This window comes from Parathalassolituus penaei (assembly GCF_026626885.1).
In the GTDB taxonomy this organism is placed as follows: domain Bacteria; phylum Pseudomonadota; class Gammaproteobacteria; order Pseudomonadales; family Oceanobacteraceae; genus Oceanobacter; species Oceanobacter penaei.
The window spans coordinates 171,264-185,280 of sequence record NZ_JAPNOA010000016.1; the positions used below are offsets into that span (position 1 = coordinate 171,264).

At 55.2% G+C, this 14,017-nt stretch carries 12 protein-coding genes; 10 read left to right on the forward strand and 2 right to left on the reverse strand.

The window, feature by feature from the left end; translation table 11 throughout:
* Positions 1-53 precede the first annotated feature (53 nt).
* Complete coding sequence (gene gatC, locus OUO13_RS03995; protein WP_283172558.1) at positions 54-341, reverse strand: Asp-tRNA(Asn)/Glu-tRNA(Gln) amidotransferase subunit GatC; 288 nt, start codon at positions 339-341, stop codon at positions 54-56.
* Between the two features lie 126 nt (positions 342-467).
* Here gatC and OUO13_RS04000 point away from each other — a divergent pair, with 126 nt between their 5' ends.
* From OUO13_RS04000 to OUO13_RS04035, 8 genes are all read left to right on the forward strand, one after another.
* Positions 468-1,505: a rod shape-determining protein gene (locus OUO13_RS04000; RefSeq protein ID WP_283172559.1), complete on the forward strand. Its 1,038-nt coding sequence runs from the start codon at positions 468-470 to the stop codon at positions 1,503-1,505.
* Positions 1,506-1,629: 124 nt separating this feature from the next.
* Positions 1,630-2,472, forward strand: coding sequence for a rod shape-determining protein MreC (gene mreC, locus OUO13_RS04005; RefSeq protein ID WP_283172560.1), 843 nt, complete (start codon positions 1,630-1,632; stop codon positions 2,470-2,472).
* Complete coding sequence (mreD, locus tag OUO13_RS04010; protein WP_283172561.1) at positions 2,472-2,948, forward strand: rod shape-determining protein MreD; 477 nt, start codon at positions 2,472-2,474, stop codon at positions 2,946-2,948. Before mreC ends, mreD begins: the two co-directional genes overlap by 1 nt.
* On the forward strand, positions 2,945-3,514 hold the full coding sequence (locus tag OUO13_RS04015) for a Maf family protein (RefSeq protein WP_283172562.1): 570 nt from the start codon (positions 2,945-2,947) through the stop codon (positions 3,512-3,514). Before mreD ends, OUO13_RS04015 begins: the two co-directional genes overlap by 4 nt.
* Positions 3,515-3,576: 62 nt before the next feature.
* On the forward strand, positions 3,577-5,028 hold the full coding sequence (gene rng, locus OUO13_RS04020; RefSeq protein WP_283172563.1) for a ribonuclease G: 1,452 nt from the start codon (positions 3,577-3,579) through the stop codon (positions 5,026-5,028).
* An 8-nt stretch (positions 5,029-5,036) separates the two neighbouring features.
* Positions 5,037-9,065 carry a YhdP family protein gene (locus tag OUO13_RS04025; protein ID WP_283172564.1) on the forward strand — a complete coding sequence of 1,343 codons (4,029 nt, stop codon included), beginning with the start codon at positions 5,037-5,039 and terminating at the stop codon, positions 9,063-9,065.
* Entirely contained in the window at positions 9,062-9,862 is an 801-nt protein-coding gene (locus tag OUO13_RS04030; RefSeq protein ID WP_283172565.1) for a carbon-nitrogen hydrolase family protein, read from the forward strand. The genes OUO13_RS04025 and OUO13_RS04030 overlap by 4 nt, the downstream gene beginning before the upstream one ends.
* A gap of 69 nt (positions 9,863-9,931) precedes the next feature.
* Positions 9,932-10,909 carry a magnesium transporter CorA family protein gene (locus OUO13_RS04035; protein WP_283172566.1) on the forward strand — a complete coding sequence of 326 codons (978 nt, stop codon included), beginning with the start codon at positions 9,932-9,934 and terminating at the stop codon, positions 10,907-10,909.
* 81 nt (positions 10,910-10,990) lie between these two features.
* On the opposite strand, the gene OUO13_RS04040 is transcribed toward OUO13_RS04035, so the two are convergent.
* Positions 10,991-12,331, reverse strand: coding sequence for an adenylate/guanylate cyclase domain-containing protein (locus OUO13_RS04040; protein ID WP_283172567.1), 1,341 nt, complete (start codon positions 12,329-12,331; stop codon positions 10,991-10,993).
* Positions 12,332-12,561: 230 nt separating this feature from the next.
* Between OUO13_RS04040 and OUO13_RS04045 the strand changes: the two genes are divergently transcribed.
* Positions 12,562-12,732 (forward strand): hypothetical protein, encoded by a 171-nt coding sequence (locus OUO13_RS04045; protein WP_283172568.1) that lies wholly within the window; start codon positions 12,562-12,564, stop codon positions 12,730-12,732.
* Between the two features lie 30 nt (positions 12,733-12,762).
* Positions 12,763-13,998: a phosphoserine phosphatase SerB gene (gene serB / locus OUO13_RS04050; RefSeq protein WP_283172569.1), complete on the forward strand. Its 1,236-nt coding sequence runs from the start codon at positions 12,763-12,765 to the stop codon at positions 13,996-13,998.
* Positions 13,999-14,017: the final 19 nt, after the last annotated feature.

Here is a 14,017-nt window from a genome sequence, read left to right on the forward strand (position 1 = left end):
TTGAAACCGGTTAACGCCCGGGCAGTTGCCCGGCCAGTACGTGAGATACGTGATTATTCAATCACTCGTGGCACCAGGTAGTGGCCGTTTTCGGTGGCCGGTGCGATCTTCTGGAAGTGTTCACGCTGGTTGGTTTCGGTTACCTGGTCAGCGCGCAGGCGCTGCACGGCATCCAGAGGGTGAGCCATAGGGGCAACGTCGCTGGTGTCAACGGCAGCCAGCTGGTCCACCAGGTCGAGGATATTGCTCAGGTTTTTCTGGTATTCGGCGACTTCGGCGTCGCTGATTTGCAGGCGGCACAATTCGGCGATGGCCAGCACCTGATCCTGTTCCAGAGCCATGTCGGTTCTCCAGTATTCAAGTCTGTGAAAACGCCAGAGCCTAGCACAAATGCGCCTTGCCCTAAATCCCCGCCATTGCTAGAGTTAGCCCTCATTTTTTGCCAGCTGCAAACAGGATACGGTGGGATGTTCAAAGCACTCAGGGGGATGTTCTCCAGCGATTTGTCAATCGACCTGGGGACCGCAAATACCCTCATTTACATGCGCGACAAGGGTATTGTTCTCAACGAGCCATCAGTTGTTGCCATTCGCTTGCAGGGACATCAGAAAAGCGTTGCGGCCGTAGGTAGCGAGGCCAAGCGTATGCTGGGTCGTACCCCGGCCAACATTCAGGCGATCCGTCCAATGAAGGATGGTGTGATTGCCGATTTCGAAGTAACTGAAAAAATGCTTCAGTACTTCATCAAGCGTGTTCATGAAGGCAGCTTCCTGCAACCAAGTCCACGTGTTGTAGTCTGTGTTCCTTACCAGGCTACCAAGGTTGAACGTAAGGCTATCCGCGACTCAGTACTGGGTGCGGGTGCCAGCAAGGCGTATCTGATTCACGAACCAATGGCCGCTGCTATTGGTGCCGGTCTGCCAGTTGATGAAGCTCGTGGTTCCATGGTGGTGGACATCGGTGGTGGTACTACCGAAATCGCTATTATCTCCCTGAGCGGTGTTGTGTACGCTGAGTCCGTGAAAATCGGTGGTGATCGTTTCGACGAAGCCATTGTTGCGTATGTTCGTCGTAACTATGGCAGCCTGATTGGTGAAGCCACCGCAGAACGTATCAAACAGGAAATCGGTACTGCCTACCCGGGCGCTGAACTGCGTGAAATCGACGTTCGTGGTCGTAACCTCGCCGAAGGTATCCCTCGCAGCTTTACCCTGAACTCCAATGAGATTCTGGAAGCCCTGCAGGAATCCCTGGCAGCCATCGTGCATGCGGTAAAAGGCGCACTGGAACAGGCGCCACCAGAGCTGGCTTCTGACGTGGCCGAGCGTGGTATGGTTCTGACAGGTGGTGGTGCACTGCTGCGTGATCTCGACAAGCTGCTGAGCGAAGAAACCGGCCTGCCGGTTCTGGTTGCCGAAGACCCGCTGACCTGTGTGGCTCGTGGCGGCGGTCGTTTCCTCGAAACTGCTTCCGAGCAGGCGCTGGCACTGCTGGATCACGAATAATTCGGATCCGGTTTGATCTGCAGACACCATCGGGGGCTTCGCCACCGGTGGTGTTTTGTTATCCGGGGTCGTAACCGGTTGGACGTTTGTTGTCAGGAGTCGGCTTATTATCACGCCATTCCAGGTGTCCCAGTTTCAGGGACAGCGTACGCTGGCTATCTGCCTGCTGGCCGTTGCCGCCATGTGGGTCGATAACCACTATTCCGTTTTGCAGCCGGTGCGTTATATCGCCGGTTATGCCCTCTATCCTGCCCAGCAGGTGGCATTGCTGCCGTCCACGGTTGCCACCTGGATGGACGAATCGGCATCGTCGCGGCGTGAGCTGCTGGATGAAAACCGCCAGTTGTCAGCTCGTAATCTGGTGCTGGAGTTAAAAGCCCAGCGTCTGGCGGCACTCGAATCCGAGAACAGTGAGCTGCGGGAACTCCTGAGTGCTTCCGAGCAGGTTAACGACCGGGTGCTTGTAACTTCCCTGATTGCAGTTGATCCAGACCCTTACAGCCAGCAAGTGCTGATTAACAAAGGTGGTGAGGACGGTGTGTTTATTGGTCAGCCGGTACTGGATGCTCACGGCCTGCTGGGGCAGGTGGTAGAAGTGTTACCGCACAGCAGTCGGGTAATGATGATTGCTGACTCCAACCATGTGGTACCGGTGCAGGTAAATCGTAACGGTGTGCGTGCTATTGCTGCTGGCACCGGTGAGCTGGACCGCCTTGAACTGATCTACGTGCCGAACACCGCCGATATTCAGGTCGGTGATTTGCTGGTCAGCTCTGGTCTTGGTGGCCGGTATCCTCGCGGTTACCCGGTTGCTGTGGTTGAGAGTGTTGATCACGAGGCGGGCCAGATGTTTGCGACCGTCAGTGCGCGCCCGAGCGCCAGTCTGGATCGCAGTCGTACCTTGATGTTGCTGTTTAACCAGGGGGCTGGCCAGGTGCCACCTCCGGAACTTTGGCAGGATAATTAATGAACCTGCAGTCTTTTATTCTGGGTGCTTCCTTTCTGTTTGTCGGATTCACTCTTGAACACTTGCCAATGCCAGAACTGCTGTTGTGGTTCCAGCCATTGTGGATCCTGCTGGTCATCACCATTCTGGTGCTCAACGCGCCAGGCCTGTTTGGCCTGTGGCTGGCGATTCCGGCCGGTCTGATGATGGATGCTGAAATGGGTACGTTGCTGGGAACCCATGTGTTCACTTTTGCTGTGCATATTTTTCTGGTGCAACTTCTGAGCCGTCGTTTTGGTGTCTACAACCTGGTGCAACAGGCGGCATTGGTCTGGCTGCTGGCGCTGGGCCATCAGGTGTTGCGTCACTGGTCGAACCAGCTGATTGTTGAATGGCCGCATCCGGTACAGCTCTGGATGCCGCCGCTGGCTTCTGCGCTGGTATGGCCATGGCTGTACTCGATTGGTCAACTTCTCATGAGACGCATACTGGCATGATTATCCTGGCTTCTTCTTCACCTCGTCGCAAAGAACTGCTGCAGCAGATCGGAGTGCCCTTTTTGGTAAAGGTCGCGGATGTTGATGAAACTCCTATGGCCAATGAACGTCCGTATGACTATGTGCTGCGTCTGGCGCTTGCCAAGGCGACCAAGGTCGCGGCTGATTCTGACCTGCCTGTGCTGGCCGCCGACACCACGGTGGTGTTGAATGATCGTATTCTCGGCAAACCGGAATCCGAACAACACTGGCGGGAAATGCTGCAGGCCATGTCTGGTCAGGAACAGCAGGTGATGACCGGTATTGCGCTGGTGCATCCTGAAGGTGTTGAGGCGTTGGTGGTGACGACCTATGTACGTTTCCGCGAGTTACCCGACAGCATGATCGACGCCTATATCGCTACCGGCGAGGGCCAGGATAAGGCCGGTGGTTACGGTATTCAGGGTATGGGCGCTGTGCTGATTCGCGGTATTGAGGGCAGTTACAGCAACGTGGTCGGTTTGCCACTGACGGAAGTCAGCCAGTTATTGCAGAGCGCCGGTTTGCCCTTTTGGGTTAAAACCTGAGGCGGAATTTCCGGACGGTGCCGATTTTCGGTGTCGCCAACTGTTTGCAAGGAATCCTGACGGTGAATGCAGAAATTCTGATGAATATCACACCCACAGAGACGCGGGTGGCAGTGGTTGAAAATGGGGTGTTGCAGGAGATTTTTATCGAGCGCACCAATCATCGTGGTCTGGTCGGTAACATCTACAAAGGCCGCGTTGCCCGGGTTCTGCCGGGGATGCAGGCGGCGTTTGTGGATATAGGTCTGGAGCGTGCGGCGTTTATCCATGCAGCCGAGCTTGGCCATCCGGACAGTTCAACTCCGATCAACCAGATTCTGCATGAAGGCCAGTCGCTGGTGGTGCAGGTTACCAAAGATCCAATTGGCACCAAAGGTGCTCGTCTGACCACCCAACTCACCATTCCATCCCGTTATCTGGTGTACATGCCTGGTGCGGAACATGTGGGTGTGTCGCAAAGAATTGATGACGAAGGTGAGCGTGATCGTCTGAAGAAACTGGTCACCAGCTGTATGGAACGTGAAGGTCTGTGTGGCGAAGCCGGTTTTATTCTGCGTACCGCTGCCGAAGGCGTAGGTGAGGACGAGATTCTGGCCGATACCCGTTACCTGCGTCGTTTGTGGCGCAAGCTGGAAGAACGCATCGCCGAGTTCACACCACCACGCATTATCTACGATGAGCTGCCGTTACCCCTGCGTTCGCTGCGCGACTACGCTCGTCCGGAAGTTGAAAAAATCCTCATCGATTCACGCGAAACCTACGACAAGATCGTAGGCTTTACCCAGCAATATGTACCGGAAGTGGAAGAACGCCTGGGTTATTACGCCGGTCCGCGCCCTATTTTTGAGCTGTACAGCGTTGAAGATGAGATCCAGAAAGCGCTGGAGCGCAAGGTACAGCTGAAGTCCGGCGGTTATCTGGTCATCGACCAGACCGAAGCCATGACCACCATTGATGTGAATACCGGTGGTTTTGTTGGGCGTCGCAACCTCGAGGAAACTATCTACAAGACCAATCTCGAAGCGGCTACCGCGATTGGTCGCCAACTGCGTCTGCGTAATCTGGGTGGCATCATCATTCTCGATTTTATCGACATGATGGACCCGGAGCATCAGCGTCAGGTGTTGCGGATGCTGGAAAAGGTGCTGGAGAAAGACCACGCCAAAACCAAGATCAGCGGTGTATCCGAGCTGGGTCTGGTGGAAATGACGCGTAAGCGCACCCGCGAAAGCCTTGAGCAGATGTTGATGGAGCCTTGTCGTGCCTGTGGAGGGCGTGGTTCGGTAAAAACCGCAGAAACCATCTGTTATGAAATCTTCCGGGAAATCCTGCGCGAAGACCGTGCGTATGGTGCGGGCAATTATCTGGTACTGGCCAGTCAGCCGGTGGTCGATCGATTGTTGGACGAAGACAGCAATGGTTTGGCGGATCTGGAGGCGTTCATTGGCAAGACCATCAAGCTACAGGTGGAAGCCCTGTATACTCAGGATTATTACGACATCATTTTGCAATAGGACACTGAATGAGTTTCCTGGCAGCCTGCTGGAGACAAATCTGGATTACGGTTGTGGTGGGTTTGTTACTCACCGCTCTGTATACCAGCCTAGGTCGTCAGCTGATCCCGCTGGTCGAAACCCGTCATGCTGATATTGAGCAACTGCTGACGGAACAGCTGCAGCAACCGGTCACGATTGGTCGTGTCCAGGGGGGCTGGCGCTATGTCACGCCTGTTCTTCGTCTCGATAACGTTCAGATTGGTGTCACCGGCTCTGATCTGAATATTCGCCGCCTCCAGCTGGAGCTGGATGTAGCTCGCACTCTTTATTACCGTCTGCCCGTTTTCAGTCGAGTTGATGTCGACGGCGTGCGCGGCGCGTTCCGTCGCCAGGATCGCCAGTGGTTTATTGGTGAAAAATGGCTGCTGACCGCTTCATCTGCGCCAGCCGATCCAGAGCCAGAGGTGGCTGCTCCGTCTGATCCTGATGCGAAACCCATGTGGGCGCGTATTCTGGAGCGTCAGGACCGGATTTCCCTGCATGACTGGCAGATTGATGTTGAAGGTTCTCCCGGCATCATTGATCAGGTGCGTATTGATTCCCTGTTGTGGCGTCATCAGGGCAAACGCACCGGCCTGACCGGCAAACTCGCCTACGGTAATGGTGTGGAGTCGTCAGCGATTCACCTTGATACTGTTCTGGGCGGTCCATTGTGGCCGTGGAAACAGCAATCGGCCCAGGCGTATCTGGAGCTGGAACCGGTATCCCTGTTGCGCTGGATTCCGGATAGTCTGCCGATGGGTCTGCACATGGAAGATCTGGCCGCCTCTGGCAAGGTCTGGTTGCAGCTGCAAAACGGCCAGCTCGACAGCCTGTATGCGGATCTTGGGGTGGATCGTCTGCAAATGACGACCCGTGCAGAACCGCTGTCGATTACCAACGGTCGGATTCGCCTTGGCGGTATGCATAACGGTTCCGACTGGCACGTGCGGGTGTGGCCAGAACTGGGTGAACAGGTACCGCTCAACGACGTTACCATCAGTCGTGTTGTGCTCGAAAACACCTCAGGCTGGCAGTTTGGTGTACCGCAACTGGCAGTTGAGGATGTCCTCAAATACCTGCTGAATCACGCCCTGTTACCCGCGCCGTTCGATCGTTATCTGAGTAATATTGCGCCGGTAGGGGTGGCCGATGATATTCGTGTGTCGCTGCTGCCGGGTGATACTCCGGTGGTGGATGTGCGCGCGCGTCTGACCGGAGTCAGCAGTCAGCCCTACAACGGTATTCCCGGCTTCACCGGGGTCGATGCCGATCTTCATCTGCAGCCATTTCAGGGGATTGTGGATGTGTATCACCAGCCATCGGTGGTCATGAATCTGGCTGGTGTCTACAACGAGCCCTGGCAGCTGGATGATGTCAGTGCTCGCGTGCAGTGGGATATTGGCACGGATCAGTCGCGTTTGTGGGTGACCGGTATTCAGGCGCGTTCGGGCCATCTGGATGTTCGTGCCGAGGTGGCCATGCATTTCCCGTCGTCACGGTTTCCGAATCGCGAAAGTTTGTTCAGCCTGCTGTTGGGGGTTCCGAAGGCCACGGTTGCTGACCGCCAGCGGCTGGTGCCGGATCTGGTTGAAAAAGACGTTCGTGACTGGCTGGCGTATTCCCTTCAGGAAGGTGAGCTTTCCAACGGTGTTTTTCTGTTGAACGGCAACCTGGCCCAGAATCATCCAAAAAATGCCCTGACGACCCAGCTCTATCTGGATGTCGACAAGGCCCGTTTGCGTTACCTGGACGGCTGGCCTCAGGTCAGTGATATCAAGGGTAATCTGTTGATGGATACGCCCGCGCTGGATATTCATCTCGATCAGGCCACAACACTGGGTGGCAAGCTGGTGGAAGGAACCGGTACGGTCAGTCTTCAGCCCGATGCGCGTAATCAGACTCAGCTGGCTGTCAGTGGTCAGTTGCAGGGGGGATTCCGTGAGGGCCTGTCGTATTTCACAACCACTCCATTGCAGAAGCTGGTTAACAATGCTTTCGACAAATGGTCCGGCTCCGGCGCTTTGCTGACGAATTTCCGTTTAAATATGGGGCTGGGGCAGAAGGGGGGCGAACCCAAAGTACAGCTGGAAAGCCGTATTCATAATGGTGAGTTGACCCTCGGTGAGCTGGGCCTGACCTTCAGTCAGCTGGATGGCAGCATTGGTTTTGACTCTTTGAAAGGCCTGAGCAGTAAAGACCTGCGCGGCCAGATTATGGGCGGGCCATTTAATGCATCCATCAGCTCCAAAGTGCTGAGTGGTGGCTTCAGTTCAAAAATCGAAGCAACCGGTTCGGCCACCATGGATGCCTACAAGCGCTGGCAACCCACCTTTCTGCTGGATCCGGTCAGTGGTGGTTTTGACTACAAAGCCAGCTTCAGCATCAACACTACCAATAGCAACAGCCAGTTTGACCTGAGTTCCACTCTCAAGGGTGTGCAGATGGATTTCCCGGCCCCCTTTTATAAGGAGGCCGCTGATGGTGAGCACCCGCTAACCGTCAAGGTCAAACCTGGTCGTGAAACCCGGATTTCCCTTGAGTACGACAAACACGCACGGGCGGTACTGGCGCTGGACGGCAAGGGTATCAGCCGTGGTCAGGTTTATCTCGGTGGTGAAGAACCTTTCTTACCAAGTGATGCGGGCATCGAGATTCGTGGCACCCTGGAAGATCCGGTAAACGCCGCCGACTGGTGGAATTTGTGGCAGCGTTTACAACCTCTGGCGCTCGCCAGCAGTGCTTCGACTTCTGCTGTTGGTGAGTCTGTAAGCGATTCTGCTTCTGGTACAGCACCTGACGATACCAACCCGTTACGGCGGGTCGAACTGCGACTGCTGCAATTGCAGGCCTGGGATATGCCGGTTGGAGAAACTGTCCTGGTTGCTGATCAGTCCTGGGGGGAGTGGAATGTGGATATCGAAAGTGAGCTGGCCAAGGGCAAGGTCATTTTGCATCCCGGTAACGAACCACTCGATATCAAGCTCGAATATCTGCATTTGCCACAACCAGAGGCAGACGAACCTGGTTCGGCTACACCGGTAGCCTCGAGCGGCGACCCGATGCTGGCGCGTTTCCGCCAGCGTCTGGAGACGGATATTTTGCGCGACATCGAACCCGCGACCATCAGCTCCATGGATATTCATATTGATGAGGTGTTTCTGGGTGGCTGGAATCTCGGTGCCTGGACGCTGAAATCCCGTCCCCAGGCTGATGGCCTGCATCTGCTGATTGAAGATGGCCGCATGAAAGGCATGAACTTCACGGGTGATCTGTATTGGGTTGTGGACGACTGGGGTCATAATACCCGTCTGGAGAATTTCCAGGTCAAGGGCAGTGATCTCGGTTCGGTACAGAAAGCTTTCCGCCAGTCGGTGCTGGTGGATGGCAAAACCTGGCGTTCGGCGCTCAATATGCAGTGGATGGGTTCACCTCTGGCCTTTAATACCTGGTCGCTGGATGGTATTGCCAGTGTCCGGATTGAAAACGGCAGCTGGAAAACCGAAGGCACCGGTGCATTGCGCGCTTTCGGAGTGCTGAACTTCAACTCAATTTCGCGGCGCCTGCAGCTCGACTTTTCCGATTTGTATCAATCCGGAGTTGCCTTTGACGTTACCAAAGCCAAAGTCGAGATTCATAACGGCCTGCTGAACTTCACCGAGCCGCTGGTGATCGATGGCCCTGGTGCCAAGTTCCTGGCCTCGGGCACCTCCAACCTCAATGACCAGAGTCTCGATCTCAAGCTGGCGGTAACCTTCCCGGTAACCGGTTCGTTACCGGTGGTGGCGGTACTGACCGGATTTGCAGCACCGATTGCCGGTGCCATTTACGTGACCCAGAAACTGATCGGTGATGAGTTGGAGAAATTTACCAGCGCCAGTTACGACGTGCGTGGCACCTGGAGTAACCCGGATCTGAAGATCCGTCAGGCGTTTGATAACGACGTGGATGGCAAACAAAGCCGTGGGTTTAAAGACCGATTCATGAGTATTTTCGGTATGGAGGAGAGCAAATGAGCCGGGTTGCGGTCATACAGATGACAAGCCTTGCCGATCCACTGGTGAATCTGGCCACCGCCAGAACGCTGGTAGCCGATGCGGCCGCAGCCGGTGCACGTCTTGTGGTGCTGCCGGAAATGTTTCTGAGTCTGGAAGGAAAGCGTTATCCGGGACTGGCCGCCAGCACTGACTGGCAGGAAGAACTGGCGAGCTGGTGCCGACAGTGGAAAATCTGGCTGGTGGCCGGAGCGGTTCCGCAGGCGGCGCCGGATGAACAGGAAACCCGTGTCAGCTCCGCCTGTCTGGTGTTGGATGAACAGGGGGAAGTGGTTGCCCGTTATAACAAGATTCATCTGTTTGATGCGGCCGTTGGTGATGCCCAGGGCACCTATCGTGAATCGGAGCGTTTTGCACCGGGTGACGAAGTGGTGGTGATTGATACGCCGGTTGGGCGTCTTGGCCTCAGCATCTGTTACGACGTGCGTTTCCCTGAGCTGTTCCGCCAGTTGCGTGAACGTGGGGCTGAACTGATATGTGTACCGGCGGCTTTCACCTGGCGCACAGGGCAAGCTCACTGGGAGGTATTGCTGCGTGCCCGTGCCATCGAGCAGCAATGTTATGTTCTGGCGTCCAATCAGTGTGGCTGGCACGACGAAAAACGCCGTACCTGGGGGCATTCCTGTGTGATTGATCCGTGGGGTTCGGTGGTGGCCAGCCTGGCGGAAGAACCGGGATTTGCATTGGCAGATATCGATCTCAAACATCTGGCCGACGTGCGCCAGAACATGCCGGTGGCCAGCCATCGGCGTTTGTAAGCACGGCGCTTGCTGCGTGACGGCTACCCTGGGTGGCGTAGCCGGTGCTCAACAAGAGGAGTTTTTGACATGATCAGAACCTTGCTGGTCGACGAGCAGGGGCAAGCCATCAGTGGTGGTCTGGAACTGGTGGAGTGCTGGCGACATCAGAGCAGCTCGCGCTTGTGGCTGGATCTGCAATCCGAAGGTGAGTTGGCCAAACGTCAGGATCGTGAACTACTGGAGTCGCTGGGTTGCCACCGGCTGGCGATTGATGATGCCCAACGGGACCGTCATCCCCCCAAACTCGAAGAGTTCGATGACCACGTGTTTATCCTTTACCGTGGCATTGCCAGTTTCGACAGCGAACTGAATTATGACCCGCAGTCGATCTCGTTTTTTATTGGTCAGCGCCTGTTGATCAGTTACCACCCGCAGCCGTCAGTGGCCGTTAATCGCCTGTTTGAAACCAATGCGGCTACCCATTTGCAGCGTTGCCCGGCACAACTGGCCATGCGCCTTATGCACACTTCGTCGGGTATTTACCTGGAGCATATTCTCGAGTTTGAAGATCATCTGAGTGATGTCGAAGACCAGATTATGGCGCGCGGATCAGACGCCATGATGCGGGAGTTGATGGCTTATAAATCGCGGCTGGTGAAGTTAAGGCGAATTTTTAACTACCACGAGAGTATTTCGTCGGAGCTGCGCAGTGGTGACTACGAACTGTTCAACCTCGAACGTGATGACCTCGAACATATCCTGACCGACCTGCATGACCGCTTTGAGCGCCTTAACAGTCTGGCCAGCCTGTTTTACGACATCTGTCGAGATCTGATTGATGGTTATCTTGCAGTGACATCACACCAGCTGAATAACACCATGCGGGTGCTGACGGTTATTACTGCGATTTTTGTGCCGTTGAGCTTTCTGGCGGGGTTGTATGGGATGAACTTTGAGTACATACCGGAGCTGCGTACCCACGACGGTTATTTCGTATTGCTGGGTGTTATGGCGTCGATTGCTACCGGTTTGCTACTGTGGTTCCGGCGCTTGCGCTGGATCTGAAATTTTTCATTGGGGAGACGATAAAGAATAAAAAGACCCGTTAGGGCCTTTTTATTACAGGATCGGTATGGCAGTCGGGGCTCACGAAATTTTTTCGGTGGTTGAAGCAATGTGATGGATCTGGCGTTCAATCAGGGTGCGGCTTTTTTCAGGCAGGCTACGCAGCCAGAAGTTGGTTTGTTCGTTACCTTGCAGGTCGCTCACCAGAGGGCCTTCGTCCCATTCCAGGCCAATCTCCACTGGCAATTCACTGATCAGTGACTGGCTGACCAGAACCCGGTTTTCTTCACTACGACGCGCCAGATGTGACGCCCAGAACAGAGTGTCACCAATCAGGCTGTAATGGGTATTTTGGTCCTGACTGACCGGGGCCAGCAGGATTGGGCCCCAGTGAGCAGCACAACGCAGGCTGACTCGCGCCAGAGCCGGATTCTTGCGGCGGGCACTCTGGATCAGACCAATGCACAGCTGGGCAGCGTAAATGCAGTGCAGAGTATCGCGCTCGTTGCCATCTGGCAGACCAAAAATCATCACGATGCCATCGCCCTGATAACGGTCGAGGGTACCGTTGTACAGTTTGGCGGCCTGGCTGAGCAGACGATGGTATTCGTCCAGCGTACTGGCCAGTTCGTTAGCACTCAAGCGTGCCAGTAGAATGTCCAGCTCATCAATTTCAAAATAGAGAATTGCACAACGCTGGTAGGTAACGCTGCTGGTGCGTGGTTTTTCACTGCGATACATAAACTGGCTCAGAGCTTGCTCTAATGCCAGACGACGTGATTCATTCTGTTGCAATCGACGAAGGCTATAGTGCAGATCATTTATTTCATTGATCTGGCCGTCGTTGTGTTCTGGGATGAACAGCGGCTTGCCTTCACCCCACTGTTTGAGCTGACGGGTAATCTGTTGCAGGTAGGAACCGGAGCGCTCTGCCAGATGATAGGCGATAAAGCCCGCCAGCAGCGATGACAAGCCAGTTGCCATCAATGCCAGCGACAGATAGCGGCCAGCAATACGGTCGGCGGTGATAGTGTTGATGGTGGCTTCGATGTTGCCCAGCACCTTGTCATCCTGGGTCAGCGGCAGATTGATAATCTTGCCGGAACTCTGGCGGCCACTTTCGGCAATGATCTGGGCGCTGGTGTCCATGATACGAATTGATGGCATCTCCGGCCCCCTTGTCCAGTCTGCCAGGGTGACATTCAGGCTGATGCGATCTTCTTGTAGCACGGCAGGAGCGATCACCATCGACAGACGTTGCAGCTGGCGAACGCTGTCATCCTGCACTTCCTGACGCAGGCTGCCGAGCAGATGGCTATAGGTCAGGATCGAAATCACCAGACCGGCAACCAGCAGTTGCAGGGCGGCGAGGATTCCGCAGGTTTGACCCAGATTAAACTTACGTCGAAAGAGATTGCGCATGGATAGTTGCCAGAATAATCAGACGGAGATTTCCGAAAATTAGGTGTTATTATAGGCGCCGCTTACGGCCAGCGGCACCGGACAATGCGCAATTTTCACGGCTGACGGTCAAAAATGGCCAACTTGAGCCAGATTTATGCGGTGTTGCTGTTCGCCGACCGGTTTTCAGGACGTTGTGAGCCAATCATAACGCCCGCCAGTCTGACTAACCTTAATCTCGAGGAACCACCATGAGCGATGTTAAAAAGTCTCTGAAAGACAAAATCGAAAAAGTAGAAAAAGGCCTGTTTCTGATGAGCCTGGATCGTGTACGTGCCCTGTCTGTGCACGAAACCGTTGAGCTGATCGAAGAGCTGCGCGGTGTGGTTGCGGCTGCCAAAGCCGATCTGGAAAAACTGTAATTGGCCTCTGGCCGGAAACGGGAAACGAGTGTGACCGAACTGGTTCTTATCCGGGTAACCGGTGCCGACAAGCCTGGGCTTACGGCAAGCATCAGCGCCATCCTGGCGCAATATGGTGTCACGATTCTGGATATCGGCCAGGCCGAAATCCATGACACCCTGTCGCTGGGGATTCTGGCAGCCATTCCGGCCAGCGCCGACGCCGCCCCGGTCCTCAAGGATGTGCTTTTCAAGGCACATGAACTGGGGCTGAGCGTCAGTTTTACCCCTGTCTCTGCCGACAGTTATGAAAACTGGGTGGCGGGGCAGGGCAAATCCCGACATATCATTACCTTGCTGGCGCGTTCGATGGAAGCTGAGGCCATTGCGCGTGTGACCCGGGTAATTGCCGACAGTGGTCTGAACATTGACCAGATTTCACGCCTGTCCGGTCGGGTTCCTCTGGAACAGACCGAGCAGACGGATACCAAAACCCGTGCTTGTGTGGAATTCTCGGTACGTGGTGAGGCGGATCAGAGTGTAATGCGGGCGCGTTTCCTCGAAGTGGCAAACGAACTGGGGGTCGACGTGGCGTTCCAGGTCGACGATGTTTACCGTCGTAGCCGCCGTCTGGTGGCCTTCGATATGGACTCTACCCTGATCGAAACCGAAGTGATTGATGAACTGGCGCGTGCGGCCGGTGTGGGCGAGCAGGTAGCGGCCATTACCGAACGGGCGATGCAAGGCGAACTGGATTTCAAACAGAGCTTCGCCGAGCGGGTTTCCTTGCTGAAGGGCCTGAATGCCGATGTTCTGGAAGGTATCGCCCAGAACCTGCCAATCACCGAAGGTGCCGAGCGTCTTATCTACAACCTGCGAGCGTTGGGTTACAAGACTGCCATTCTGTCCGGTGGTTTTAACTACTTTGGCCGTTACCTGCAAAAGCGTCTTGGCATTGACTATGTGTTCGCCAACGAGCTGGAAATGGAAAACGGCATTGTTACCGGTCGTGTGATTGAGCCGGTCGTGGATGGTCAGCGTAAAGCCGACCTGCTGCGCGAGCTGGCTGCCAAAGAAGGCATCCGTCTGGAGCAGACCATTGCTGTTGGTGATGGTGCCAACGATCTGCCAATGCTGAGCATTGCCGGTCTGGGGATTGCCTTCCGTGCCAAACCGCTGGTACGTGAAAACGCTCGTCACTCAATCTCGACGTTAGGCCTGGACGGTATTCTGTACCTGTTGGGTTATCGCGATCGCGACATCATGGAACCACCAGTCGCCGACTGAGTGGTGTCTGACCTCCGCG